Source organism: Mesorhizobium loti (assembly GCF_003148495.1).
Lineage (GTDB): Bacteria > Pseudomonadota > Alphaproteobacteria > Rhizobiales > Rhizobiaceae > Mesorhizobium > Mesorhizobium loti.
Map to the genome: position 1 here is coordinate 1235078 of NZ_QGGH01000001.1, position 25688 is coordinate 1260765.

The window sequence follows — 25688 nt, forward strand, 5'->3', positions numbered from 1 at the left end:
CGAGCATGACCGTACCGGTGAGAGACTTGCCGCTGCACACGCCCATCGATGGCCGGCACCGCAAGATGCTGATCGACGGCCTCTGGTGCGATGCGCTCAGCGGCCGGACCTTCGAGACGCGCAACCCCGCCACCGGCGCTGTGATCGGCACCGTGCCGCTCTCCGATTCAGGCGATATCGACCTCGCGGTGGCGGCGGCCCGGCGCGCCTTCGACGGGCCGTGGAGCCGGTTCAAGCCCTATGAGCGCCAGGTGCTGCTGTTGAAGATCGCCGACCTGATGGAGCGCCATTGGGAGGAGATCGCGCTTTCCGACACCACGGATATGGGCATGCCCATCGTGCGCACGCTGGCCAACAAGAACCGCGTGCTCGGCATGCTGCGCTTCTATGCCGGCATGGCGACGTCGATCCATGGCCACACGATCGGCAATTCGCTGCCGGGGGAGATCATCTCCTATACGCGCAAGGAGCCGGTCGGCGTGGTCGGCGCGATCATTCCCTGGAATGCGCCGACCGCGGCGTCGATCTGGAAGATCGGTCCGGCGCTGGCGACCGGCTGCACCATCGTGCTGAAGCCTTCCGAGGAAGCGCCGCTGACGCCGCTGCTGATCGGCGCGCTGATGATGGAGGCCGGCGTGCCGCCCGGCGTCGTCAACGTCGTCACCGGTACCGGTGCGGAGGCCGGCGCGCCGCTTGCCGCCCATATGGACGTCGACAAGATCGTCTTCACCGGCTCGACAGCAACCGGCCAGAACATCCTGCGTGCCTCAGCCGGCAACATGAAGCGCGTTTCGCTGGAGCTCGGCGGCAAGTCGCCGGTCATCGTCTGCACTGATGCCGATCTCGAACGGGCCGTGCCGATCGCGGCGATGTCGGTGTTCGCCAATTCCGGCCAGATCTGCATCGCCGGCTCGCGGCTATTCGTCGAACGGCCGATCCATGACGAGTTCGTCGAACGGGTCTCTGCCTATGCGGCGAAACTCAGGATCGGTGACGGCGCCGACCCCGAGACCGAGATCGGGCCGCTGATTTCGCTGAGGCAGCTCGAACGCGTCACCGGTTTCATCGAAGACGGCACCAGGCAGGGCGCCAGGCTGGTCACCGGCGGCAACCGCATCACCGAAGGTGCGCTTGGGTCAGGCAACTTCATCGCGCCGAGCGTCTTTTCCGGCGTCACCGACGACATGCGCATTGCCCGGGAAGAAATCTTCGGCCCGGTGATCTCGGCGCTGCCGTTCGACACGCTGGACGAGGTGGTGCGGCGCGGCAACGACACGCCTTATGGGCTGGGCGCCGGCGTCTTCACCCGCGACCTCGGCAAGGCGCACCAACTGGCCAACCGCCTGCGCGCCGGCTCGGTCTGGGTCAACACCTATCACGCGATCGACCCGGCGGTGCCCTTCGGCGGCTACAAGATGAGCGGCTACGGACGCGAGGGCGGGGCGGAGCATCTCGACGAATATCTCAACACGAAAGGCGTGTGGATCAGGACGGATTGAGAGGGGCGGAATTTTGCCGGTGGCGCTCTATGGCGCCCCCTTTGTCCTGCCGGACATCTCCCCCACGAGGGGGGAGATCGGCCGTCACCGCGACCTTCGCCAATCTTCGGCCTAGCAGGAAGAGAGCCGGCGCCGAAACTGCCAATCTCCCCACCCGTGGGGGAGATGTCCGGCAGGACAGAGGGGGGCGCCACAGAACTCGACGTTTGTTGCTGGTTTCTTCCCGCTCCGCTCACCCGATGCCGCCGGTGACCGCGTAGACGCCAGCCGTCCGCCCATCCTCCAAGCGCACCACCGCTGTCACGATCGAGCCATAAGAGCCGCGCCAGGCGCTGTGGGACCGCTGATGCTCCGCGGCCGGGACGAGGGCATGCCCGCTGAAGCGCTGGCCGCTCCGCTGCAGCGCGACGGCCTCTCCGTTGACATGCACCTTGACGCTGGCCGCCTCAGTTGCCTCGCCGGGCAGGTTGAGCGTGATGACGATCTCTTGCTGATCACCGGAAGGTCGCGTCTCGGCGGCAAGCGTGATGGTGAGCGCCGGCGCCTTGCCGTCACCCGCCCTGCCAGCGCGGCCCGCAAACACATCGTCGGGCAGTTCGGGCGTGCGCGGGGGGCGCGTGCGACGCTGACTGGACTGTTCGAAATCGCCGGCTATGCGCAGCAGCCTTTCGTCGTCATAGGCCTTGCCGGCGAAGGTCAGGCCGACCGGCATGCCGATATCGGCCATCGTGCCCATCGGCACGGTGACGGTCGGGATGCCGAAATGGCGCCAGACCAGATTGCCGTTGGCGACCCAGGTGCCGTTGCGCCAGGCAAGCGCTGCGGACGCCTCGTTGATATCGGCATCGGCCGGCCCGACATCGGCGGCGGCGGGCAGCATCACGGCGTCGATGCCCTGCGTGTCCAGCCAGTCCTCGAAGTCGATCCGCCTCGTCGCTTCCAGCCCCTTCAGGCCTTCTTCGAGCGTTGGAATGTCAGTGAAAGGCGTGACGCCGGCTCGCGCCCGCTCGACATATTCTCTGAGATCGAAGCCGCCCTCATAGCGGTCGGGCAGCGTGCCGGGCGGTTGCGGGAAGATCTTTGGGCCATCGACCGAAACGAGATCGGGCAACGCCGGGTCGGCATTGGCGCGCAAAAAATCGTCCCAGCCCCAGATGCAGAGATCCCAGAGCTCGCGCTCGGCGAAGTCCTGCGGCACCAGCCCGCGCTCGACCATGCCGCGCGCGCCGGGGCGGTCGCGTTCGTAGTTGGAGACGACGGGAAAATCGACCTCGACCACCTCGGCACCAAGCCGCTTCAGGTCGGCCGCCGCCTGCTCCCACAGGGTAAGCACCGAGGCCCGGGTTTCGATCGGCTTGTCGGTCTCGCTGTCGCGGCCGATATACATTCTGGGCACGCCGAGCCGCATACCTTTCAGCGACCCCGCCAGTGTGAGACCGGTATAGCGTGGCGGCCGCACGTCGGAGCTTTTCGGCAACTTGACCCAGGGCTGCGCGCGCCAGAAATCGCCTCGCGTCACGGGGTCGTCGGCGACGATCACGTCGAGCAGTTCGAGCATGTCGGGCACGCTGCGCGTATGCGGCACCACGACATCCATGGTCGGCACCAGCGGCCAGTTGCCGCGCACCGAGATGACGCCGCGCGACGGCGTGTAGGCGACCAGCGCGTTGTTGGTGGCCGGCGCGCGTCCGGACGACCAGGTTTCTTCGCCAAGCCCGAAGGCGCAGAAGCTGGCCGCTGTCGCCGTGCCGGAGCCGTTCGACGAGCCCGATGCGAAGGCGGCGGTCAGATAGTCGGTGTTGTAAGGGCTTTCGGCGCGGCCATAGACGCCGCGCTGCATGCCGCCATTGGCCATCGGCGGCATGTTGGTGAGGCCGATCAGCACCGCGCCGCCGGCGCGCAGCCGGGCGATGGTGAAGGCGTTCTCATTGGCGACGAGATGTTCGAAGGCCGGCGAACCAGCAGCGACCGTCAGCCCGGCGACCTTGTAGCTGTCCTTGGCGGTGTAGGGGATGCCGTCGAGCGGCCCGAGCACAGCACCGTTGCGGCGGCGCTGGTCGGAGGTGGCGGCCTCCTCGAACATATCGGGGTTGAGCACCGGAACGGCGTTGAGAGCGATGCCGTGCCGGTCGAAATGCGCGATGCGCCTTAGATAGGCTCCGACCAGTTCGACGCTGGTGACTGTGCCATTGTCGAGCGCGCGGCGCAGTTGGTCGATCGTCGCTTCGACGAGATGAAGGCCGGCATCGGTCATCGCTGGTCCCAAATTTCCACACACCATGGATGAGCGAGGCCGTTAGCTTCGGCAAGGGCCTATTGCGGTCTTCGTTGGAACTTTTGTCCGGCTGGCGATTTTGGATGTATGATGCGATTCCGGAATGGCCAGGAGGGTGTTGCCGATGACCACGAAATGCGTTGCGATCCTAGCTCTCGCTCTCGTCATGGGCTCAAGCCTTTGCGCCCCGGCCTTCGCCGGCGACCGGCATCACGACCGCCGGGTCCAATCCGAACGCTACGTTCCCGCCGATGACGATCTCATCAACTTCCTGTTCGGCGGCCCGCGTTACTACGATCAGCAGCTGTTCACGACGGCTGCTGGAGCCTGCTCCTACCATCGCGTCGGACCGGACGCGAATGCGTTGAACAAGATCAACGATCATCACTGCGGTAAGTAGCCAGTAGGGCAGTAGGGCAGTAGGGCAGTAGGGCAGTAGGGCAGTAGGGCAGTAGGGCAGTAGGGCAGTAGGCTGCGCCTCAACGCTGGCCGCTCTCCTTCATCCGCTCGATGATCTCGGCCATCAGCGCCAGGTCGCGGCGTGAATCGGCGAGGTCGGTCAGCGGCTTCGTGCCTTCGGTGATGTGGCGGTGGAAAATCTCCAGTTCGTTGGAGAAGGCGTCGCCATAGAGCGGGCCGAAGGTTTTCGTCACCGGGCCGAGCGGGCCGGCATCGGTGACTTCCAGACGCGTCGGCAGGCTGCGGATGTAGGGCGTGTCGTAGAGGATGCGCACGCGTCTGGTGTTGGAGCGCACCTCGATCATGGCGTCGAACAGGCCGAGATCGTCGACCACTGCGTCATACAGACAAGCGAAATGGCCGTAGTCGAAAGTGATGCTGGTGTTGGCGCCGCCATTGGTGCGGTGCGCGGCTAGCACGCGTGCCGGCTCGCCGATCAGCCCGCGCATCGCCGAAATGTGGTGCGAGGAAAGCGCCGTCAGGCCGCGATAGGCGCGTACCAGATCGGCCGGTGCGTCGGCGCCGACCACTTCGCGGATCAGCGCGTCGCGTTCCTTGGCGCCACGCGCCAGCAGGGCAGGGTCGATATCCCTGGGATAGAGGACGTTCTGGCTCTTCTTGAGAAAATGCCGGCCTTCCGAGATCAGGTCGAAGATGCGGACATGGGTGATGTCGGCGAAGGCAGGCAACTCGTCCCTGGCCGCCAGATAGGCCGGCGCGTAGCGGCGCATATAGCCAACGAACAGGGTTTTTTCGTAGCCCGGCATCAGCACCAGCAGATCGTCGATCTCGCGCACCGTCAGGCAAGCGGGCTTTTCCAGCAGGATGTGCTTGTTGGCAGCAATCGCCGCGCGCACGAAGCGGCTGTGGGTGTCGTCGGACGACAGCACGAACACCGCGTCGATGTCGGGCGAATTGATCAGCGCCTCGGCCGTCTCGAAAGCCTTTGCCGTCGGATGTTGCGACGTGCACAGCGCCACCAGGCTCGGCGACACGTCGTACACGCCCGCGACCACCCAGCGCTCCCGCTGATCGCTCAGCACCGGCAGATGGATCGACTGCGCGACCTCTCCAAGACCGACAAGCCCGACACGAATTGGTGCCACTCGTAAACTCCCTTTGATTTCAAGTCTCGGGCTGGCCAGGACGGCCAGCTGTTGATTGACCGATCAGGCCGCGCCGGTGACCAGCGCGACGAGCTCGTTGCCTGACGTTTCCGAGGCACGCACGGTCGCTGCCATCTTTCCCGCCCGCATTACCCAGATCTGGTCGGACAGACGGCGGACCTGATCGAAATTGTGGCTGACCAGGATGACGCTGACGGACTGCTCGCGCAGGCGCCGGATCAGCGCCTCGACATTGGCCGTTTCCTGCACGCCGAGCGCCGCCGTCGGTTCGTCCATCACCACCAGCTTGGCGCCGGAGCCGACGGCGCGGCAGATCGAGATCGCCTGCCGCTGGCCGCCCGACAGGCGCCGCACCCGTTGGTTGATCGACGGCACGTTGATCGACAGCCGCGACAGCATGGAACGGGCCTCGCGTTTCATCGCCTTGCGGTCGAGGAAAGCGAAGGGGCCGATGCGGCGCACGATCTCGCGGTTGAGGAACAGGTTCTGCGCCACCGTCAGTTCGTCGATCAGCGCCAGGTTCTGGTGCACGGTCTCGATGCCGGCCTTGCGCGCCTCGTCGGGGTTGGCGAAGGGCCGCGCCCTTCCGTCGAAGAACAAATTGCCGGCGTCCGGCTGATGCACGCCGACCAGGCTGCGGATCAGCGTCGACTTGCCGGCGCCATTGTCGCCGATGACGGCGGTGACTTCGCCGCGACGGGCCTGGAAGGCGACGTCGGTGAAGGCGCGGATGCCGCCGAAATGCTTGCTCAGCCCTTCGCAGGCGATGATCGCCTCCGTGGCGGGGATGTGATGGGGAGCGCTCATTTCTGATACCGCATGATCAGCGCCGCCAGCACCACGATGGCGCCCACAGCAAGCGGTTGGTAGAAGGCCGACACGTTGAGCAAGGTCAGGCCGTTGACGAGTGCTGTGAGCATCAGCGCGCCGATCGCCGGCCCAAGAATGCTGGCGCGGCCGCCGAACAGGCTGACGCCGCCCAGCACCACCGCCGCCACTGAATTCAAGAGCAGGCTGGTGTTGATCTGCGGTTCGGCCGAGCCGATGCGGGCGACCAGAAGAATGGCCGCTATGCCGGCGCAGAAGCCCGAGACTGTATAGGCAGCGATCTTGACCCGGTCGGTGCGGATGCCGAGCGCGCCGGCACTTTCGGCCTGGCCGCCGGTGGCCAGCAGATGCACCCCGAAGCGCGTGTGGTAGAGCGCGATATGCGCGACGATGACGGCTGCGATCGCCACCCAGACCGGATAACCGAACGGTCCGAACGAGCCTGAGGCGAGCCTGAGCAGGAAGGTCGAGCCGACCATGGTCGGCTCGCCACCCGACAGGATGAGCCCAAGCCCGGTGATGCCCGACAGCGTACCGAGCGTCACCACGAAGTCGGGAATTTTGCCTGCGGTGATGATCAGGCCGTTGAGGAAGCCGACGGCGCTGGTGGCGAGAACCGCGAGCACGCAGGCGATGAAGATGCCGTAGCCGGCGGCGTTGACGAGGCCGAGGATGATGGCGCCGAGCATGACGGCGGCGGCCAGCGACAGGTCGATGCCCGAGGTGGCGATGACGAAGGTCTGGCCGATCGACAGCACGACCAGGATCGCCGCCGCCAGCAGCAGCGCCTGCAGGTTGGCGACGCTGAGAAAGACCGGCTGAGCGATGCCGAAGACGATGACGAGGCCGACCAGGCCGACGACGGATGCCCAGTCGGCCCAGAAGGAGGGATCGAGGAGGAGAGCCGCCAGGGAGGGACGGCTCTCCTCCGCACCCGCCGAATGGGCGGCGGGCGCGTTGTCTGCAGGTGTGCTCACTTCAGCATCTCGCGGAAGGGATCGGGATAGTCGCCGCCGGGACGCGGAAAGTTCTTCAGCGAGGCTTCGGCATTGTCCTTGTTGATCAACAGCACAGGCGCGGGCACGTTGGCGGGCAGTTCCTTGCCCTTGGCCGCGATCGCACAGGCTTCGACGCCCATGGCGCCGACGACATAGGGGTATTGCGCGACGGTGGCGGTGAGTTCGCCTGATGCAATCGACTTCAGCGCGTCGACGATGCCGTCGAGGCCGATCACCTTGACGTCCTTGCCGGAGGTCTGCACGGCGCGCTCGACGCCGAGCGCCATGATGTCGTTGGCGGCAAAGAAGCCGGCGAGGTCCGGATGCGCGGCAAGGATGTCGGTGGCGGCGGTCAACGCCTTCTCGCGATCCCAGTCGGCGCTGACCATCACCACGACTTCGAGCTTGCCTTCGACGGCCTGCTTGAAGCCCTTGATGCGGGCATTGGAGCCGACATCGCCGACGATGCCGGCGACCAGCGCGACCTTGGCGCCCTTCGGCACGAGCTTCAGCATCTCTTCGCCGGCCAGCGCGCCGGCGGCGACATTGTCGGTGCCGATATAGGTCGAGACGGCAAAGCCGGCGGCCTTGGCCTGCTCGGGGTCGATGGTCGAGTCGATGTTGACGATCGGCTTCTTCTTCTGGGCGACCGGCACCAGCGCCTGGACGAGGTTGGATACGCTGATCGGGTTGACCAGATAGCAATCGAAATCCTGCATGGCCATGGCGGTCAGGCGGTCGGCCTGGCCGGTGGCGTCACCCATATTGGCGGCGGCCTGGACGCTGACATTGACACCGTTGGCCTTGGCCTGCTCCTCGATGCCCTGCTGCATGGTCTGGAAGAAGGGGTTGTCGAGGCCTTTGACGATGGCCGCGACTTTCGCCGCATCCTCGGCGTGGACGGGCGCTGAGACGATGGTTGCAAGCACGCCTGCGCCAAGCAGGCTCGTACCGAGTTTCAGGCAATTGAACACGCGCATGGTTTTTCCTCCTCCTGATTGTTTTATGTGCTGCATCAATGTCGCTGTCCGGCGACTGCAATGTCCGACGGTGCGCAAGCGACCCCGGCGCCTGGCGCGACGATCCGCCAACAGGTTGCTGCCCGCTTTGTGGTGTGCGGGTCGCAGCCCCGGTTCGGGCGCTTTTTGATGTCAGGCATTGCTCCTCCCAGAGCGCCGGCCGATGCCATGCCAGCGTTTCCGCATGTTTTAGAAAAAATTGACACGCGTCAAGATTTAAAATGGTGCGCAGCGATTTTGACTGTGCGGTCCCTACGGCATGACTGGCCAGCCGATATGCGCTACAACCAAGGCGCGAAAAAAATGCCGCCCAGAGGGAACCTTTGGGAGGCATCGGCGTTTGTCGCTGCTTTTGTGCAAGGGGAGGTTTTGGGGATGGAGCGTTTCGAAATCCTAGAAGAGCCAACAGGCACATTCTCGATTTTCGATACATTCACGGAATTGCCGGCAACGGTCGAAGGCGGTGCGTGCATCGGGCTTTACCGGCACGAAGTGCCGCTGGCGCTGCTTGCAGCGATTGAAACGGTTCAGCCCGGCAATTTCTCGCTGCTGCCATCCTTGGCGGCGTTGAACGGCTGGCGGGCCAATGAAGACGATCGGTCGCTTTCAGATGACCTGCTGGCGTGAGCAAAGCCAGCCGCCATCGCATCAAAAAATCATACCGTAGGGGAAATCACGCCCTGTCGTCGAAAGCGGCGGTCAGGCATGGGGGGCAAGGGGAGGTTGTAGAGCGTTGGGAGGTGAACAATGTCTGATCAGGACGACCTGATCCGAGCGGCCATCGGACGGCTGCTCGCCGAGAAGACAGGCGCCGCCGTCATCTCGATGAGAGAGAGCACTACGGAGCTTCTGGCGCTGACCGGTGCCGCGCTGGACGAAAGACTGCAGGACCTTCTGCTGGAAATGGCCGAAGTCCGCGGCATGATGGTCGCGCTCGATATTTAGGACGGCCATCGATCTGGCAGCCAGTCCGCCGACCAAGGCGATGCCGTTTTGCCGAAGGGCTGACGCGGAGTTTGGGGGCAGGGCGCGGGTGACCTGAAGGGTGGCGCCCCGCCCTAACGCTGCTCGATCAGTGTCCGCGCCGCATCTTTCCCCGCCGAGAGGATACGATCCGACAATTCCGTCCCTTCGACGGCGCGAGCCAATTGGAGCGCGCCGATGAGCGTTGCAAAGACAGCCAGCGCCACGCCTTCCGGATCCTTGTCCTGCGGAAGTGCGGCAGACAATTGGTGGGCCAAAGCCAGCAAGCGGTCGGTATAGACCTTACGCGTTTCAGGCGGTTGACGCGCGAGCTCCGGCAACAGCGCGGCCGACGCGCAGCCCGTTCCCGGATTATCCCGGTGCTCGGCCGACAGATACGCCTCTATCGCCATCTGCGGGCCACCGGAGGCCAAGGCTTCCGCCAGTTGCTGCGACTGAATCTCCATGGCTGCCGCCACGCTCTCGCGGACAAGCTCGGCCTTGGATTGAAAGTGCGGATAAAACGCCCCGTTCGTCAGCCCGGCGTCGCTCATGATGGTCGCCAGTCCGGACGCGGCTATGCCGTCACCGCGAAAACGGTCGGCGGCGACTTCCATGATCCGGCCGCGTGATGCGTCCTTCCGGCCCTTTTCGTAGCGCATGGCTGCATTGCCTTTCTGCTATTGCATTATGGTCATAATTTGATAGTATGAGTGTAATTCAAAGGACGCGAAAAAGCTAGCCCTCATGATTTTGGAGCACGAAATGAATATGAATTCCGGAAGAACCGCTGTCGTGACCGGCGCCTCCTCGGGCATCGGCCGCGCCAGCGCCGAGGCACTGGCGCGGGCAGGCTTCACTGTCTTTGGAACGAGCCGCAAGGCCAGCAACGGCCCGGACGGGGTGACCATGCTGGTTTGCGACGTGACCGACGATGAGTCGGTTGCCGCACTCGTTTCGACGGTGCTCTCGCAGACCGGCCGGATCGACCTCCTGGTCAACAATGCCGGCGTCGGCCTGCTTGGAGGCGCCGAGGAATTCTCGATCGCGCAGGTGCAGGCCCTGTTCGACGTCAACCTGTTCGGTGTCATCCGCATGACCAATGCCGTGTTGCCGTCGATGCGGCGGCGTGGCGAAGGGCGCATCATCAACATCGGCTCGGTGTTGGGCCTCGTGCCGGCGCCGTATTCAGCGCATTATTCGGCGGTCAAGCACGCGCTCGAGGGCTATTCGGAATCGCTCGACCACGAGGTTCGTGCGTTCAATATCCGCGTCTCGGTCATCGAGCCGGCATTCGTTCGCACCGTCTTCGACCAGAACGGAATCCAGCCGGATTCGCTGTTGAAGGAATACGATCAGGCTCGAGCCGGACTCGAAGCGCTCCTTCGCGATGTGATGCCTGTAGCCGACCGGCCGGAAGTGGTGGCGCAGGTGGTCGTCAAGGCAGCGACCGATGCCCGCCCGCGGCGGCGCTACACCGCCGGCAAGGCAGCGCGCCAGGTCAGCCTACTGCGCCGTTTTGCCCCCGCGGCGATATTCGACAAGAGCCTGCGCAAACAGTTCCGCCTGCCGGTTTGAATGACAGAGGGGATTTAACGCACATGCGACACGCCAAAATCACTTTGAGAAAGTCACTGCCATGAAGGCATACGTCGTTGATAAGTATAACAAGAAGGGCACTCTCCGGCTGGCTGAGATGCCGGAGCCGGAACTCGGGGACAGCGATGTCCTGGTCGAGGTTTACGCCGCGGCGGTGAACCTGCTCGATTCCAAGGTCAAAACCGGAGAGTTCAAGCTGATCCTTCCCTATCGCCGGCCCTTCATCCTGGGTCACGACGTAGCCGGGAGGGTTGTCCGCGTGGGATCGAAAGTCCGCAAATTCAAACTCGGCGACGACGTCTATGCGCGGCCGCGCGACGGCCGCATCGGGACGTTCGCCGAGTTCATCGCCATGGATGAAGCCGACGTGGCCTTGAAGCCTGTGAACCTCAGCATGGAGGAGGCGGCCTCGATCCCGCTAGTCGGTCTGACCGCCTGGCAGGCGCTCATCGAAAGGGCGAGCTTGAAGAAGGGACAGAAGGTTTTCATTCAAGCTGGCTCCGGCGGCGTGGGGACATTCGCCATCCAGCTGGCCAAGCATCTCGGCGCAATCGTTGCGACAACCGCCAGCGCAGCGAGTGCCGATCTGGTCAGGGGGCTCGGCGCCGATGTGGTCGTCGACTACAGGAAAGACGACTTTGAGAAAGTCCTGTCGGGCTACGACGTCGTCTTGAACAGCCAGGACGCCAAAACGCTTGAAAAATCCCTGAATGTGCTGAAACCGGGTGGCAAGCTCATCTCCATCTCCGGTCCACCGGATCCCGAATTTGCCAGGAAGCAGGGACTGAACGTGGCGCTGAGGCTAGTGCTGCGCTTTCTGAGCCGTGGAATCCGGGCCAGGGCCAGGCGCCGTGGCGTGAAGTTCTCGTTCCTTTTCATGTGGGCGCAGGGCGAGCGGCTGAGCAAGATCGCGTCGCTCATCGAATCCGGTGCGATCCGCCCGGTTGTCGATCGGGTCTTTCCCTTCGAAGCGACCAACGAGGCTCTGGCCTACGTCGAAACAGGACGCGCCAAGGGCAAGGTGGTCATCAAGGTCAGGTAGGATACCTGTCACATCTTCGATGTCATGGATCAATTCGTCCCGGTAGGATCGATCGTTGTCAGGCGTGCCCTGGCCTCGATGAGGCGCCTTTGCGCGGCCCTTATCCGGCCGCACAATGCGAGATTAAGGGCGACGCCAGCTTCCTCGTCCAGCAAGTCATTCGCGCGCTTGAGAGAGTTTTCAGCTCGTCTTATGCGCAGTCTGGCGTTGGCCGTTTCGATGCTGTGAATTTCAATCATCTGTCCAGAGTCCTTTGGAGTTCCGGTCCCTTCCTTGAGTAAACCGCCGCTGATCGGATTGGTTCCAGCCATGGCGGGCACCGCCCGTGGCAGGCGGAGCGATCCAGTCGGGCCTACAACGCTGTCGCTGCGGTGGTGACCATGCCTGCCAGGCGCTGCGCTACGTCCGAGCCTCACTGCAACGCTGACTCTTTTCCCTGCCCTCAAACGTCTTAGCTACAGTGAAGCAACGGAGCAGGGTCGATGAGCCTCAAGGACAAGAAAATCGTGGTCACCGGTGGCAGCCGTGGGCTTGGCCTCGGACTGGTCGAAGCGCTGGTCGAACAGGGCGCCAGCGTGACTGTCGTTGCCCGCGGCGCCGAGGCGCTGGAGGCGGTCGGTGCGCGGCTCGGGGTCGCCACCATCTCAGCCGACGTCACGGACGAGGACGCGGCCTATCGCATTCTTGGCGAAGTCCGCCCTGACATCGTGGTGCTGAACGCTGGCGCTACGCCTCGGATGGGGCGGCTGGATCAGCTGAAGTGGGAGGATTTCTCCATTGCCTGGGAAACCGACGTCAAGGCGGGGCTCTACTGGCTGCAGGCGGCGCTCAACCTGCCGCTCAAGCCGGGCAGCCGGGTGCTGGTGGGGTCGAGTGGGGCTGCCGTCACCGGATCGCAGATGTCGGGTGGTTATGGCGGCTCCAAGCGCATGCTCTGGTTCATGGCCAAATATGCCAATGGTGTTGCGCAGGAAAAGAAGCTCGGCATCCGCTTCCAGGCGATCGTACCGCGGCAGATGATCCTCGGTACCGGAACCGGCGATGCCGCGGCCAACGCCTATGCAGGCTCGATGGGCATTACGCCGGAACAATTCGTCACCCGCTTCGGCGCGCCGATGCCGCCCAGGGCGTTCGGCGACAGGGTGGTTTCAGTGCTCGAAGACCCGCAATATGCCGAGGGCGTCGTCTTCGGCCTCAACGGCGATGCGGGCGTGACCGTGATGGAGGGCGCGGCGGCTTGAGCGAGCGAGAACCTGCCGTGGACCGCGACCGACAGGAAGGGCTGCTTGCCCTTGCCGCCGCGCTGCGGCCGGAGCTGCACCGCTACTGCGCGCGTCTGATGGGATCGGTCATCGACGGCGAGGATGTCGTGCAGGACACCTTTGCCCGGGCCTTCGTTGCGCTGGACGAGCTGTGCGAGGTGCCGCAGTTGCGGCCCTGGCTGTTCCGGATCGCCCACAACCGCGCGCTGGACCTGCTGCGCAGCCGTGCGATCCGCGTCGCTGAGCCCATCGAGGCGGCGCTTGAGATTGCCGACACCAAAGCCGACCCGGTGGAGACGCTGATGCGCAGGCAAGCTGTACAGACCGCCGTGTCGCGCTTTGCGGAGCTTCCGGTTCTCCAGCGCAGCGTCATCATCCTCAAAGATGTTCTCGACGAGCCGCTGACCGAGATCGCCGCTCTGCTGGACATCACGGTCGATGCGGTGAAGGGGCATCTGGCGCGCGGCCGCGCCCGGCTTCGGCAGATCAATGCCACTGCCGCGGCGCTTCCCGACGCGCGCATCGCATCCGCCGCCGTGGTTTGCTATGCGACCCTGTTCAACCAGCGCGACTGGGACGGCTTGCGCGCGCTGCTTGCCGACGACGTCAGACTTCATCAGTCCTTGCATCCGCCGCGCTCGGGCGCCGCCGACGTCGGCATGTTTTTCACGATCTACGCCAGGAGCGATCGCGTATGGCTGACGCCGGCATGGCTCGAGGGCCGCGAGGTGATCGCGGTGTTCGAAAACCAGACCGACCCGAAGCCCCATCATTTCATGCGGCTGGAGTGGCGGGAGGGGCGGATCAGCTTCATCTGCGACTATCGCTATGTCAGCTATATCGCCGAGGATGCGGAACTGGTGCTGGCCAGGGACGCCGGATCTTTCGGTCGCGGCACCGGGCGCTGAGGGAGCATTAGCCGCGTCGGGCTGCGTCAATCGCCGCGACGTCGATCTTCCTCATGTCCATCATCGCATCAAACGCGCGCCTGGCTTCGTCGCCGCCGGCCGCCATCGCCTCGGTCAGCGTGCGCGGTGTGATTTGCCAGGACACGCCCCATCTGTCCTTGCACCAGCCGCACGCGCTCTCCTGGCCGCCATTGCCGACAATGGCATTCCAGTAGCGGTCGGTTTCCTGCTGATCGTCGGTGGCGATCTGGAACGAGAAGGCCTCGCTTTGCCTGAACGCGGAGCCGCCGTTCAATCCGATGCAGGGAATGCCGGCAACGGTGAATTCCACCGTCAACACGTCGCCCTTCTTGCCGGACGGAAAATCACTCGGCGCACGGTGAACGGCGCTCACCTTGGTGTCGGGAAAGGTCTTTGCGTAGAAGTGGGCCGCAGCCTCGGCGTCCTTGTCGAACCAGAGGCAAATCGTGTTCTTTGGCGTCTTTGGCATTGCGTGTTCCTTTCGATCTGAAGCCGGATTTCCGTCCTTGTGTCCCGCCCACGCGCTCTTCCGAAATAGGTCGCCAACCGCTTTTTCTCCACCCTTGCGCAAGCAAGCCGACAAGCGCGGCTGACCGCTTTGCGTCCCTTGGCGGAATGGTGTTTTCGGCGTCAGAGTTGATCTGGCAGACGTCAGCCCAGAAGATTGCGTGCGGTGCGCATGAAGATCTTTGAGCCGATCGGGATCAGGTCGTCGGGAAAGTCGTAGTCCGGATTGTGCAATGCAGGGTGCCGCTCGCCTGCACCGAGGAAGAACATTGCCGACGAAGCGCTGTGGCCGAACAGGCCGAAATCCTCCGAGGCGCGCATCGGCAGGGCTTCTTCGCCGTGCACGACGCCCTCTTCGTCGAGCGCGCGTTGCAGGTGCTCCACCGCATCCGGCGCGTTGACGCTGGCGACGAAGATCTCGTGATAGTCCCAACGAGCGGAAAGACCATGCTGGCCGGCGATCTTCGTGACCAGCGCTTCAGCAGCAGTGCACAGGTTTGCCATGCGCTCGTCGCGCCGGGTCCGCAGCGTCGCCCAAACCTCGGCATGCGCCGGTGCGATGCCGTACACGGCTTCGCCCATCGCGGCATGGGTGACGGTCACCATGGAGAAGTCGTCATCGGCGAAGGTTCCGCTGCCGAGCGCAGGGAGCGCCGGCATCAACTCACTGATCGCCAGCATCGGCGAGGTGCCGGTCTCGGGCATGGACGAATGCGCGGTCTTGCCCTCCAGCACGATGCGCATGCCGCGTGAAGCGCAGTTGACGACGCCGGTTTTGACCCGAACTTCGCCCAACGGCACGCCGGGCAGATTGTGCAGCGAGAAAGCGAAATCCGGCGCGATCTCGGTGAAGCGCGGATCGGCGACTACGCCGGCTGCGCCATTGCCGGTTTCCTCCGCCGGCTGGAACATCAGCACGACGCGGCCGCTTGCAGGCCTGTCGCGCCCGAGCTGACGGCCAAGGGACGCCAGGATCGCAGTGTGTCCGTCATGGCCGCACATATGCGACTTGCCCGGCACCCGCGAGGAATGCGGCACGCCTGAAAGCTCTTCGATCGGCAAGGCATCGAGTTCCGAGCGGAACAGCACCGTCGGCCCTGCCTTACCGCTGTCGTATATGGCCGCCACGCCGTGCCCGCCCAATCCGGTGAGCACTTTGTCCGGCCCGGTATCGGCGAGGAAGTCGACGACCTCTTTTGCCGTCTTCTCCTCCTCGTTGGAGATTTCCGGCTGCTGGTGCAGCTTACGCCGCCACGTGGTCAACTCGACAATGTCTCGGTTGGTCAGGGTCACGCGTTTCGGCCTCCGTTTGCTCCGATCGGCACAGTGTCGCAAACGCTTCTAGCGTACGCGATTGGGGCAGAGCGCTTTGAACTGGTCCAGCGTAACATCGTATGACGAGGCGCCGGAGCCATCGAGCAAGACGTTCTCATCCGTATCGGTTATCAGATAGTCCGTCGTCACATCCGTGCCCTTGTTGCGGCCCTGGAACAGCATGTTGGCGCCATAGAAGGTGGTGAATTTGCCGGTCTTGCAGTTGGCGATGATCTCGAAGTGCAGGGGCGCCTTCATTTCCGCGGCAATGCAATCCTCGGAGAAATCATGGCCATATTCGCGGCAGTAGACGCGCGCCTTCTGCCTGCTGTGTTTGGCCAGGATGCCGGCGTGGGTGGAGCCGATGCCTGTCTTTTTGACGATGGTGAGTTCCATTCCCACCTTGTTGCCGTAGTAGATCGTACTCGCTTGCGCCGCTGTCGGCAGGATCAAGGCGGACAGCACAACCAACAGATGTCGCATGGAAAATCCTCCCTTTCACCGGAAGGATTTCACGTGCGCGATCGCCCGGTCAAGGCCCTCGATGCAACACGGCTCGCAGAGGCCGACGCCGCTGCGAGCTGTGTCTAGATTGCTTATTGATTGATCTCGGGTTCGACGAGCTTTGCCAGGTTTCGGAGCGACTCCTGCCAGCCGAGATAGCAGGCCTCGACCGGAATGACGTCCGGAATGCCGGCCTGGGTGATGTCAATCTCGGTGCCGACCGACACCTTTCTCAAGACTATGGTCACCCGGATCTCGCCGGGCAGATTGGGATCGTCGAACCTGTCGGTGTAGAGCAGGCGCTCGGCCGGAACCAGTTCGAGATACTCGCCGCCGAAGGAATGGCTGTCGCCGGTGGTGAAGTTGCGGAAGGACATCTTGAACGTGCCGCCGACCTTTGCCTCGAGGTGATGGACCGTGCAGGTGAAGCCGTTCGGCGGAAGCCACTTGGCCAGTGCGTCCGCTTCAACGAAGGCGCGATAGACCTTCTCCGGGCTGGTCGTCAGAACGCGATGCAAACGTACGGTGCCGGGCATATCCTGTATCCTTTCATGATTGCCTACAGTACCCCAAGGACGAACGAGGCGTGGTCGGTCCGACATAGGCTCTCGGATTTTTTAACGACCGGCGCGGCATGACCTGTTCAGCCACAAGCGAACTGAACTGTTGCCGGCGTTTGATGAGATCTCGAACGGCATTCATGCCCCCGAGCGCCACAATACGGGACGAGCCATCCGGTTCCCGCCGAGCGCTGTTTTTCCTTTGGTTGCCGGGCATTAGGTCAGGGGACAGGCAGGCAATGGTCGGCTATTCGATCTAATTTCTTTGCAAGCCGTTAATGCGGCCATGCTGTTAATCAGTATTCGCTAATGAAGACCGCGGGGTACGCCATGACCAAGAATCTCGGCAACGCACGTTACATGCCGCCAAAGGACGTCAAAGCCTCTGTGTTCAGCAAGGCCGCACCGGCGCTGTTTCCGTTGGTCGTGGCGGCGCTGGGCTACATGATCGGCAAGCAGTTCTTCGGCATCTAGGGCCGGTGGTGCAAACATCCACTAATGTCTAATGTCGCTTGCCGCCTATGCCTTGGGGGCTGCCGGCAAAACAGTCGCGGACAAAGTCTTGGGACGGCGCCTGAGCGTCGGCGGGAGGCGGTTCCCAGCCGAAGACGCTGCGGCCGCCGAGCTGGTGCGATTGGTCGAACTCACCGGCGACGATTTCCTTCAGGCTCGGCCCGGTAACGTAGCGTTCCAGCAGTCGCGCCTGGCCGTCCAGCCGTTGCAAGGCGCCGAGTTCCTCCTCATTGCCGAGCTTTGCCTTGCGGACCGCCGATTTCATCACCGCGATGGTCTCGTCATAGACCTTCAGCGGCACCGGAAAGGGATGCCGGTCCTTGCCGCCATGCGCCAGCGAGAACCGCGCCGGATCGGAGAAGCGGCACGGCGCGCCATGCACGACCTCGGCCACCATCGCCAGTGCCCGCACCGTTCGCGCGCCGACGCCCGGTACCAGCAGCAATTCGGGAAAATCCGCCGGGCCGCCTTCGATCGCCGCGGAAATGTTGCCGTGCAGGCGGCGCATGACGATATCGCTTTCGCGCACATCATGGTGGGCCGGCATGATCAGATTGGGCAGCATCGGCTGGGCGGATTGCGGCTTTGCCGATGGTTCGATGGCGGCAAACTCGCGCACGATGCTATCGGGACCGAGCTGGCGCAATAGGTCCAGTTGGCCGCTGCGCGAGGCCTCGGCGCGGTGATCGGTGAGGTTGACGATCTCGCCCTGCCGCTCGCCCTCGATGGCCGCATGCGGCTCGTCGACGAAACTTTTCAGGCCCTCCGAGAGCCAGTGGTAGCGGCGCGCCAGCTTGCTGTCGCCGTTCATGCCTTGCTGGACGACCACCCAATGGCTGTCATCGGTGACGATGAAGCCGTGCAGATAGAGATCGAAGCCGTCCTGCACGGCGGCGCTGTCGACCTTGGCGACCAGCCGGCTGGCCGTGGCCAGAGCCTTGCCGTCGAAGCCGACACGCTCGCCGATCGCCTCGAGTTCATGCGGCGTCTTGCGCGAATGGGTGCCGCGCCCGCCGCAGACATGGATGCCGAGTTCGCCCGACAGCGGTGTCAGCCCGCGCTTCAGCGCGCCGATCACGCTGGTGGTGATGCCGGAGGAATGCCAGTCCATGCCCATCACCGCACCGAAGGACTGGAACCAGAACGGATGCGCCAGCCGGCGCAGCAACTCGTCGCGGCCATAGTGGTGGATGATGGCTTCGCACAGCACCGCGCCCAGGCGCGTCATGCGATCGCCCAGCCATTTCGGAACCCGCCCGCCATGCAGCGGCAGGTCGGCGCTACCGCTTCGCTGCGTCACTGATACCTCCGGCCGGTGAGTCGGTCACCGGCAGCCTCGGATAGAGATGGCATCAGGGCGACGATTTGCAAGCGGATGCGCAAACGCCGATTCAGAATCTGAATCAAGTCGGGGCTTTATCTCACTGTCTTACAATGATTTTCTTCAACCGGCTCTTTCTAAACATGGACGTCGCCGAAGGAGAGTTCGCCGTCGTCGCCAGGCGTCAGGAAGGCAGCCACCAGGAGGCCAACGTAGAGGAGCGCAACCACGGCGACAATGACTGCGCCCGGAATGGGACCGAGGGCAGCGGCGCTGACGGCCTCGCGCAATGTGCCGACGAAGCCGACCGGCACAGCTTGATCGATCAGGCTCGGCGTCGACAGTTTAAGGATCCAGGCGAGGAGCAGAATCAGCATCATGTGCATGTAGTTGCGGCGCAAACGCCGCGCCAGCGCCACCCTTTGCGAGACCAGGAATTTCGGCGCGCGCAGGCTTTCGCCGACGATCAGCAGCCAGTCAGAAGCGAAGTCCGGCTGCGGCGAGAATATCTGAGCGAAATAGTGGCGCTCGAACTGGCGCACGCGGGCGCGATAGACATCGAAGAACCGGTAGCGACGCGCCTCGATCCACAACAGAAGGAGCACCAGCAGCATGGCGAAAAGCAGCACGCCGTGATGGGCACTGGCCGTTGACAGCGACACTGACAACATGGCGGCGACAACGGTGATCGCCCAATTGCTCGTACGGTCAAGGCGGTCGCGCCAACCGGCCATGCGGGCGATCTCAGCGCGGTGGAAATGCGACATCACGGTGACCAGTTCGCCTGACGAAAGCGGCCTGCCGATGGGCGTTGCCGGCGCATCGTTCATGGCTTCCTCCCAACCAAATGAAACGCATCAGATTTGATCTCGTTCCGTAGCGGTCGGAATGGCCGGGGAGATTTCGACATCCTGGCGGGTTCGCAGGCCTTGTCCGGCCTGTCACTCCGGCCCGCCGATCCAGTCGACCAGGAGGGCGGCAAAGCCGAAGGCGGCGGCGATGGCGCAGACCTCAGGCCAGCCGCCTGAGGCCCAGGCGATGCCGGCGAGCATCGAACCGACGGCGCCGCCGATGAAGAAGATGCCGACGAAGAGGCCGTTGAGGCGGCCGCGCGCTTTCGGCTGCAGCAGGTTGATGGCGCGGCGGCCGAGCGTCTGGTCGCCGGTCACGCCGATGTCGAGCAGCACGGCGCTGACACCCATCAGCGCTAGAGACCATCCGGTTCCGGATTCAGCCGAGCCGGTCCAGGCGGCGAGCCCCATCGCGCCGATCAGCACGAGATGGCAGGCGATGGTTGCGGACCGCGTCCAGCCGCGGTCGCCGGCGCGGCCAAACAGCGGTGTCACAATCGCGCCGCCTGCGCCGACCAGTGCGAACAGCGCGATGCCGCGCTGGCCGAGGTCGAAAGGCGGCTGCGCGAGGCGCAGCGCCACCGCCGTCCAGAACAGGCTGAAGGCCGCCATCACCAGCGCCGCCGTCAGCGCGCGGCGCCGCAGCACCGGCTCGTCGCGCAGCAGGTCGAACAGTGAAGCGATCAGCGCTCCATAGGAGGATCTCGCTGCCGGCCGTCGTCGCGGCAAGGTGAAGGCAAGCACGCAAGCCAGTACGACCAAGGCCGCGGCGCTGATGCCATAAAAAACCCGCCAGCCCCAGGCATCGGCAATCAGGCTGGCCAGCGGCCGCGCCAAAAGGATGCCGACCATCAGCCCGCTCATGACATCGCCGATGACGCGGCCGGCCTGCCCGGGCGGCGCCATCGAGGCGGCGATCGGCACCAGGATCTGGATCGCCGAACAGGCAGCCCCGAGGACGAACAGGACGATCAGCAGCGAGCCGGCGGTGGGCGCCGTTGTGGCGACGCCAGCCGCCAATGCCGCCGCGGCCAGCATGCGCAGGATCAGGGTGCGGTTTTCGGCGAGGTCGGCGAGCGGCACCAGGAAGAACAGGCCGGCGGCATAGCCGAGCAGGGTGGCCATGGCGACGAAGCCGACGCTCGCGGCACTGGCGCCGAGCGATGGCCCGATCAGGCCGACCAGCGTCTGTGGGGCGAACAAATTGGTGACGATGATGCCGACCGCGGTGGCAAACAGCAGCGTCTGCGGGCCGGTGATGGTCGCAGCCGGCCCGGCCATCCGGCCGTCATTGGTGTCGAGCATTGGGGTATCGAGCATTGAGTCCTCAGGGATTTGCATGTCGTGCGAGGACTTTATGCCAAAGCATTATCATGCTACAATTCAATCAATTCGATAATGATTATGCGAGATACGCATGAATATCCACGACCTCGAAGCCTTCATCGCCGTGGTGGAGACCGGCTCGATCGTCGGTGCCTCGGCAAGGCTCAACCTCACCCAGCCGGGCGTGACGCGCCGCATCCAGAACCTCGAGGACGGGTTGGCCACCGCGCTGCTCGACCGCCAGTCGAAGCCGCTGAAGCCGACCGCCTCCGGCCGTGAGGCCTATGAGCACGGCCGGCGCGTGCTGCGTTCGCTCGAGGATCTCAGGGCCGGCGTGTCGCCGCAAGGCGAGGTCAAGGGCGAGTTCCGCCTGGGCATCATGCCCTATCTCTCCGATGCCGCCCTGGCGCTGCCGCTCGACAGCCTGCGCGCTGCCTTTCCGCAGCTGACGCTGCGCATCTCTTCAGGCTGGTCGCCGAGGCTGGTGGAGCAGGTGGCGCGCAGCGAACTCGACGCGGTGGCGGTGTGCCTCGCCGAGGGTTTGGCGCCGCCCGACGAACTGGTCTGCGACGATCTCGGCGTGCAGTCGGTGCTGCTGGTCGCATCACCTGGCCTCGGTGTGCCGAAGCCCGCCGATCTTGCCTCGCTGTCGCGCTTTCCCTGGGTGATGAACGAAAACGGCTGTGGTTTTCGCGCTTTCATCCGCCAGAGTTTCGACGCCCTCAGGCTGCCGTTCCAGGTCGGGGTGGAGGCGCTCAGCGTCGATCTCCGAATGTCGCTGGTGGCGCGCGGCCACGGCATCGGCATCGTCACGCCGGGTGCCTTCGCCGACAGCCGCTGGCGCGACAGGGTGGAAGTCATCGATTGCCCGGACTTCAAGCCGCAAGTGCGCGCCTGGCTGCTGCACCGCCCGCCGGCCGGCCGGCTGAGCCGCCCGATCGCGCTGTTTCGCGACGCGCTGATCGAAGGGCTCGAGGTGCCGATGCCGCTGGTGTCGTAGAGCGGGGGTGGGGTAGCGCTAGGACCGTCTAGTCCCGTTCCGTCTCCAGCCGCTCGCGAAAATCGTCAAGCTCGGCCTGCGCGATGCCGGCGACTTCGGCGTTGGCGGGATAGCTGCCGCTCGCGACCTCGTTGCGGAAGCCCGACAAAGCTTCGACGCGCGCGTCCCTCACTGCCTTTTGCAGTACGGCCAGATTGCCCCAGGCGCGTGCATGGCGCGGCAGGCGGCCGCTCTCGCCGCAGATGTCCGAGGTGAACAGGAAGATCACGTCGGCCTCCGCGCCCGAGCCGAGCGACACGGTGACCAGCGAGGTACGGCGGTTGATCTCGGCCATCACGTCAGCCGCGATGATCTCGCATTCGACGGCGAAGGCGCCGGCATCTTCCAGCCGGCGAAAACGGTCCCACAGCTCAAGTGCCTCGACGGCGGTCTTGCCGACGGCCCGAATGCTGCCGACCCAGGTGGATTTGCGCGGCACGAAACCGAGATGGCCCATGACGGGGATCTGTTCGTTGGCGAGCATGCGCACGGTATCGAGACCGCGCCCGGTGATGACGGCGTCGGCGCCCGCCGTGACGGCGGAGAAGGCGGTGCGCAGGATTTCGTCTGATGTCACCACATCGGCAAAGCCGAGCGCGGCGGTGACGAAGACGCGGCGCGATCCTTCGCGCACGCGGGACACGTTGGCGGCGCGGCAGACCACCATCTCGATGCCGGCGGCCTCGGCCGCCGCCGCCTCTTCGGCGGTTTCGGCCGTCACCTGGGCGGCATGCCGGCCGCCGCCCTTCAGCGCCCGCAGGCTGGCGACGGTCACGCTGCGCTCGACCTCGCGGCCGCCGAAGTCGAAGATGCGCGGCATTTTAGCCCTTCAGCTTCTTGGCATAGTAGTCCGGCGCAACGACACCGGGCTTGGAAAACCAGGCCGGCACGTCGACGCCGGAATAGAGCAGGATGTTGCCCCACGGGTCGAAGGCGCCGGTGCGCACGATGACCTTGGCCTTGGCCGCCATCTCGCCAAGGATGGTCTCGTGCGTCGTGGTCTCGAAATCGGCGTCGGGGAACAATCGCTTCAGCTTGGCCAGCAGCGGCGCATTGTGCACCGGCAGCGTGTCGGCATAGCCGACGCGCTCGGCGATCAGGTTGGCGGCGATCGGCGCCAGCACGGTTTCGAGGTCGGGCACGTCGGGCGAGATGGCGAGGTCGATGCGCCAGGCGCTCGACGGGATCGGAAAGCCCGCATCGCAAACGATCATCAAATCGCCATGGCCCATCGAGGCGATGGCGTGCGCCAGTTCGGCGTTGAGCAGCCGGTTTCGGTTCATGTCGGTCCCTTCCATGTTGTCTTGATTGCCTCGGCGTAGAGCGCATCGGCCTGTGCCCGCTCGGGCAGGCCCGGAATGACGCCGAGCCGGGTGCAGGCGATGCCGCCGCAGACGACGCCGAAGCGGACCGCGTCGACGATGTCGCGGCCTTCGGCCAGCGCCACCGCGAAGCCGGAGTTGAAGGCGTCGCCGGCACCGGTGGTGTCGACCACGGCGACGGGCACGGCTGGCACCATCACGTCGAGCTCATCGGTCAGGATCAGGGCGCCGCTGCGGCCGAGCGTCACCACCACGTTGCGCACGCCTCGCCGGCGCAATTCGCCGGCGAGTTCGCGCGAGGAGCGCGGATCGTCGGCCGGCAGGCCGAGCAGGATGCGCAATTCGCTCTCGTTGGGGGTCAAATAGTCGACGGAGGCGAAGATCGCGTCGGGAAGCTGGCGCGCCGGTGCCGGGTTGAGGATGGTGCGGGCGCCATGCTTGCGGCCAAGCTGCATGGCGCGGGCGGCGGCCGCGATCGGCACTTCAAGCACGGTCATGACGACATCGCTTTGCGCGATGCGCTGTTCGGCCGCGTCGACGGTCGCCGCATCCATCAGCTCGTTGGCGCCCATGTCGAGGATGATGAAGTTCTCACCCTTGTCGTTGAGGATGATGAAGCCGACGCCGGTGGCGCGTTCGGTTCTCGTCGTGACCAGGCTCGCATCGACGCCCTCGGCGGCATAGAGGTCGGTGGCAATGCCGGCGAGCTTGTCGGTGCCGATGATGGCGACCAGCGCCGAGCGCGCGCCGAGCCTTGCGGTGGCCACCGCCTGGTTCGAGCCCTTGCCGCCGGCGCCCATGTCGAAATCGGTGCCGAGCATCGTCTCGCCGAAGATCGGCAGTTTTGGCGCCCGCATGGTCAGGCCGACCGCGAAACTGCCGACGATGGTAATTCTGGGTGTGCTCATCAATGCCTCGTTCAGGACGCCATGGCGCGTGCCAGGATCGCTTCCTCGTTGATGCCGGCTCCGGTCAGCTCGCCCGATATGCCACCATTGCGCAGCACCAGAACGCGTTCGGCGTTCATGATCAATTCGGGAATCTCCGACGAGATCATCACCACAGCCACGCCTTCGCCGGCGATGCCGCGCAGGATGGCGTAGATCTCGGCCTTGGCGCCGACATCGACGCCGCGCGTCGGCTCGTGCAGCACCAGCACGCGCGGGTTGGTGACCAGGCTGCGCCCAAGGATGATCTTCTGCTGGTTGCCGCCCGACAAGGTCGCCAGCTTTTGACCGAGATGTGAAATGCGCGCGTCGAGCCGGGCGACCTGCGCGCGGGCCTCGCGGCGCACGGCACCACGCCGCATGAAGCCGGCCATCGAGAAGCGCGGCAGCGAGGCCGAGACGACATTGTTGGCGACGCTCATCGACAACAGCGCACCGGCGCCGCGGCGGTCGGCCGGCACCAATGCCATGCCGTTGCGGATCGAGGCCTGCGGGTCGGCGGCGCGCAATTCCTTGCCGTCTATGGTGACGCGGCCGCTGCGCTGGCACAGGCCGAACAGCGCCTCGCCCAGCATGTCCTTGCCGGAATCCGGCAGGCCGCCAATGCCGAGGATTTCGCCGGCGCGGGCATGAAAGCTCAGCCTGTCCAGCCCCGGCGCGGTCAGCTTGTCGACAGACAGCACGATTGCCGCCTCATCCGACCGCGCTTCCGGTTGCAGCGACCATTGCGCCGCCGTGTCGAGGTCGCGGCCGACCATGGCGCGGATCAGCCGGTCTTCCGACACGCCGTCATTGTCGATGGTCTCGATGGTGCGGCCGTCGCGCATCACGGTGATGCGGTCGGCAAGGTCGAGCACTTCCTTCAGATGATGCGAGACGTAGATGACGGTGACGTCTTCGCCGCGCAACTGCCTGACGATTTCGAACAGCCGTTCGCTCTCACGCTTGGACAGCGCCGAATTGGGTTCGTCGAGCACCAGCACGCGGGCGCGCTGGCGGATGGCGCCAGCGATCTCGACCAGCTGCATCTCGGCCACCGACAGGCGCGACACTTTCGTGTCGGGATCGAGCGCGCCCATGCCGAGCCGGGTCAGTGCCGCGCGCGCCTCGCGCCGCATCTGGTCGCGCGGCACGAAGGACAGCGACGAGCGCGCCGCCATGTCCGACATCATGATGTTCTCGGCGATGGTCAGCGTCGGGCAGAGCGCCAGTTCCTGGTAGACCACGGTGATGCCGGCGGCGCGGCTGGCCAGCGGCGAGGCAATGGTGGCGCGGCTGCCGTCGATGCGGATTTCGCCGCCGTCCGGTTGCAGGTCGCCGGCCAGGATGTTCATCAGCGTCGATTTGCCGGCGCCGTTCTCGCCGATGACGGCGTGCACCTCGCCGGCGCGGAAGCCGACGGAAATGCGGTCGAGCGCCAGCACGCCGGGGAACCGCTTGGTCAGCCCGGAGATTTCGACGATGGGGGTCTGTTGCTCTGTCAT

General features: G+C 64.8%; 28 protein-coding genes. 10 read left to right on the forward strand and 18 right to left on the reverse strand.

Going from position 1 to position 25688, the window contains the following annotated elements:
- The first annotated feature begins 5 nt into the window (after positions 1-5).
- Positions 6-1499: an aldehyde dehydrogenase family protein gene (locus C8D77_RS06205; protein ID WP_109660263.1), complete on the forward strand. Its 1494-nt coding sequence runs from the start codon at positions 6-8 to the stop codon at positions 1497-1499.
- A gap of 232 nt (positions 1500-1731) precedes the next feature.
- On the opposite strand, the gene C8D77_RS06215 is transcribed toward C8D77_RS06205, so the two are convergent.
- A complete protein-coding gene (locus C8D77_RS06215) occupies positions 1732-3753 on the reverse strand; it encodes an amidase (RefSeq protein ID WP_109660265.1) in 2022 nt (673 codons plus the stop codon).
- Positions 3754-3898: 145 nt separating this feature from the next.
- Here C8D77_RS06215 and C8D77_RS06220 point away from each other — a divergent pair, with 145 nt between their 5' ends.
- Positions 3899-4174 carry a hypothetical protein gene (locus C8D77_RS06220; RefSeq protein WP_109660267.1) on the forward strand — a complete coding sequence of 92 codons (276 nt, stop codon included), beginning with the start codon at positions 3899-3901 and terminating at the stop codon, positions 4172-4174.
- A 79-nt stretch (positions 4175-4253) separates the two neighbouring features.
- Here C8D77_RS06220 and C8D77_RS06225 read toward each other — a convergent pair whose 3' ends face one another.
- The 4 genes from C8D77_RS06225 to C8D77_RS06240 form a co-directional block, all read right to left on the reverse strand.
- Complete coding sequence (locus C8D77_RS06225; protein WP_109660269.1) at positions 4254-5339, reverse strand: Gfo/Idh/MocA family protein; 1086 nt, start codon at positions 5337-5339, stop codon at positions 4254-4256.
- A gap of 63 nt (positions 5340-5402) precedes the next feature.
- Positions 5403-6167 (reverse strand): ATP-binding cassette domain-containing protein, encoded by a 765-nt coding sequence (locus C8D77_RS06230; protein ID WP_109660272.1) that lies wholly within the window; start codon positions 6165-6167, stop codon positions 5403-5405.
- Positions 6164-7165 carry an ABC transporter permease gene (locus C8D77_RS06235; RefSeq protein ID WP_109660274.1) on the reverse strand — a complete coding sequence of 334 codons (1002 nt, stop codon included), beginning with the start codon at positions 7163-7165 and terminating at the stop codon, positions 6164-6166. Before C8D77_RS06235 ends, C8D77_RS06230 begins: the two co-directional genes overlap by 4 nt.
- Positions 7162-8166 carry a sugar ABC transporter substrate-binding protein gene (locus C8D77_RS06240; protein WP_109660276.1) on the reverse strand — a complete coding sequence of 335 codons (1005 nt, stop codon included), beginning with the start codon at positions 8164-8166 and terminating at the stop codon, positions 7162-7164. The genes C8D77_RS06235 and C8D77_RS06240 overlap by 4 nt, the downstream gene beginning before the upstream one ends.
- Positions 8167-8226: 60 nt before the next feature.
- Between C8D77_RS06240 and C8D77_RS37495 the strand changes: the two genes are divergently transcribed.
- Together C8D77_RS37495 and C8D77_RS06250 are read left to right on the forward strand one after the other, a co-directional pair.
- The gene (locus tag C8D77_RS37495) at positions 8227-8832 is read left to right on the forward strand and encodes a hypothetical protein (protein WP_170136674.1); all 606 of its coding nucleotides are present in this window, start codon (positions 8227-8229) and stop codon (positions 8830-8832) included.
- 120 nt (positions 8833-8952) lie between these two features.
- Positions 8953-9150: a hypothetical protein gene (locus tag C8D77_RS06250; protein ID WP_109660280.1), complete on the forward strand. Its 198-nt coding sequence runs from the start codon at positions 8953-8955 to the stop codon at positions 9148-9150.
- A 113-nt stretch (positions 9151-9263) separates the two neighbouring features.
- Here C8D77_RS06250 and C8D77_RS06255 read toward each other — a convergent pair whose 3' ends face one another.
- Positions 9264-9830, reverse strand: a complete 567-nt coding sequence (locus C8D77_RS06255; protein WP_109660282.1) for a TetR/AcrR family transcriptional regulator — start codon at positions 9828-9830, stop codon at positions 9264-9266.
- Positions 9831-9933: 103 nt separating this feature from the next.
- On the opposite strand from C8D77_RS06255, the gene C8D77_RS06260 reads away from it, so the two are divergent.
- Both C8D77_RS06260 and C8D77_RS06265 read left to right on the forward strand, forming a co-directional pair.
- Positions 9934-10746 (forward strand): oxidoreductase, encoded by an 813-nt coding sequence (locus C8D77_RS06260; protein WP_109661341.1) that lies wholly within the window; start codon positions 9934-9936, stop codon positions 10744-10746.
- Between the two features lie 61 nt (positions 10747-10807).
- The gene (locus C8D77_RS06265; RefSeq protein ID WP_109660284.1) at positions 10808-11809 is read left to right on the forward strand and encodes an NADP-dependent oxidoreductase; all 1002 of its coding nucleotides are present in this window, start codon (positions 10808-10810) and stop codon (positions 11807-11809) included.
- A gap of 29 nt (positions 11810-11838) precedes the next feature.
- On the opposite strand, the gene C8D77_RS06270 is transcribed toward C8D77_RS06265, so the two are convergent.
- Positions 11839-12120 (reverse strand): hypothetical protein, encoded by a 282-nt coding sequence (locus C8D77_RS06270; RefSeq protein ID WP_245462897.1) that lies wholly within the window; start codon positions 12118-12120, stop codon positions 11839-11841.
- A gap of 171 nt (positions 12121-12291) precedes the next feature.
- On the opposite strand from C8D77_RS06270, the gene C8D77_RS06275 reads away from it, so the two are divergent.
- Positions 12292-13050 (forward strand): SDR family NAD(P)-dependent oxidoreductase, encoded by a 759-nt coding sequence (locus C8D77_RS06275; protein ID WP_109660286.1) that lies wholly within the window; start codon positions 12292-12294, stop codon positions 13048-13050.
- On the forward strand, positions 13047-13979 hold the full coding sequence (locus C8D77_RS06280) for a sigma-70 family RNA polymerase sigma factor (protein ID WP_109660288.1): 933 nt from the start codon (positions 13047-13049) through the stop codon (positions 13977-13979). Before C8D77_RS06275 ends, C8D77_RS06280 begins: the two co-directional genes overlap by 4 nt.
- A gap of 7 nt (positions 13980-13986) precedes the next feature.
- On the opposite strand, the gene C8D77_RS06285 is transcribed toward C8D77_RS06280, so the two are convergent.
- The 4 genes from C8D77_RS06285 to C8D77_RS06300 all read right to left on the reverse strand — a co-directional run bounded on the left by C8D77_RS06285 (position 13987) and on the right by C8D77_RS06300 (position 16861).
- Complete coding sequence (locus tag C8D77_RS06285; RefSeq protein ID WP_109660290.1) at positions 13987-14469, reverse strand: VOC family protein; 483 nt, start codon at positions 14467-14469, stop codon at positions 13987-13989.
- A gap of 182 nt (positions 14470-14651) precedes the next feature.
- Positions 14652-15800 carry an amidohydrolase gene (locus tag C8D77_RS06290; protein ID WP_109660293.1) on the reverse strand — a complete coding sequence of 383 codons (1149 nt, stop codon included), beginning with the start codon at positions 15798-15800 and terminating at the stop codon, positions 14652-14654.
- Positions 15801-15848: 48 nt separating this feature from the next.
- Complete coding sequence (locus tag C8D77_RS06295; RefSeq protein WP_109660295.1) at positions 15849-16304, reverse strand: hypothetical protein; 456 nt, start codon at positions 16302-16304, stop codon at positions 15849-15851.
- A 113-nt stretch (positions 16305-16417) separates the two neighbouring features.
- A complete protein-coding gene (locus C8D77_RS06300) occupies positions 16418-16861 on the reverse strand; it encodes an SRPBCC family protein (RefSeq protein WP_109660297.1) in 444 nt (147 codons plus the stop codon).
- Positions 16862-17215: 354 nt separating this feature from the next.
- On the opposite strand from C8D77_RS06300, the gene C8D77_RS06305 reads away from it, so the two are divergent.
- Positions 17216-17359, forward strand: coding sequence for a hypothetical protein (locus C8D77_RS06305; protein WP_109661345.1), 144 nt, complete (start codon positions 17216-17218; stop codon positions 17357-17359).
- Positions 17360-17387: 28 nt separating this feature from the next.
- On the opposite strand, the gene C8D77_RS06310 is transcribed toward C8D77_RS06305, so the two are convergent.
- The 3 genes from C8D77_RS06310 to C8D77_RS06320 all read right to left on the reverse strand — a co-directional run bounded on the left by C8D77_RS06310 (position 17388) and on the right by C8D77_RS06320 (position 20875).
- Positions 17388-18698: a DUF763 domain-containing protein gene (locus C8D77_RS06310; protein ID WP_245468803.1), complete on the reverse strand. Its 1311-nt coding sequence runs from the start codon at positions 18696-18698 to the stop codon at positions 17388-17390.
- Positions 18699-18856: 158 nt separating this feature from the next.
- Entirely contained in the window at positions 18857-19549 is a 693-nt protein-coding gene (locus tag C8D77_RS06315) for a DUF2270 domain-containing protein (RefSeq protein WP_109660299.1), read from the reverse strand.
- A 111-nt stretch (positions 19550-19660) separates the two neighbouring features.
- Entirely contained in the window at positions 19661-20875 is a 1215-nt protein-coding gene (locus C8D77_RS06320; RefSeq protein WP_109660301.1) for an MFS transporter, read from the reverse strand.
- Positions 20876-20987: 112 nt separating this feature from the next.
- Here C8D77_RS06320 and C8D77_RS06325 point away from each other — a divergent pair, with 112 nt between their 5' ends.
- A complete protein-coding gene (locus C8D77_RS06325; RefSeq protein WP_109660303.1) occupies positions 20988-21896 on the forward strand; it encodes a LysR family transcriptional regulator in 909 nt (302 codons plus the stop codon).
- 28 nt (positions 21897-21924) lie between these two features.
- Here C8D77_RS06325 and C8D77_RS06330 read toward each other — a convergent pair whose 3' ends face one another.
- The 4 genes from C8D77_RS06330 to C8D77_RS06345 are packed head-to-tail and all read right to left on the reverse strand — an operon-like array spanning position 21925 to position 25688.
- Complete coding sequence (locus C8D77_RS06330; protein ID WP_109660305.1) at positions 21925-22755, reverse strand: 3-methyl-2-oxobutanoate hydroxymethyltransferase; 831 nt, start codon at positions 22753-22755, stop codon at positions 21925-21927.
- A 1-nt stretch (position 22756) separates the two neighbouring features.
- Positions 22757-23218 carry a D-ribose pyranase gene (gene rbsD / locus C8D77_RS06335; protein WP_109661348.1) on the reverse strand — a complete coding sequence of 154 codons (462 nt, stop codon included), beginning with the start codon at positions 23216-23218 and terminating at the stop codon, positions 22757-22759.
- Positions 23215-24165: a ribokinase gene (locus C8D77_RS06340; protein ID WP_109660307.1), complete on the reverse strand. Its 951-nt coding sequence runs from the start codon at positions 24163-24165 to the stop codon at positions 23215-23217. Before C8D77_RS06340 ends, rbsD begins: the two co-directional genes overlap by 4 nt.
- An 11-nt stretch (positions 24166-24176) precedes the next feature.
- Positions 24177-25688, reverse strand: a complete 1512-nt coding sequence (locus tag C8D77_RS06345) for a sugar ABC transporter ATP-binding protein (RefSeq protein WP_109660309.1) — start codon at positions 25686-25688, stop codon at positions 24177-24179.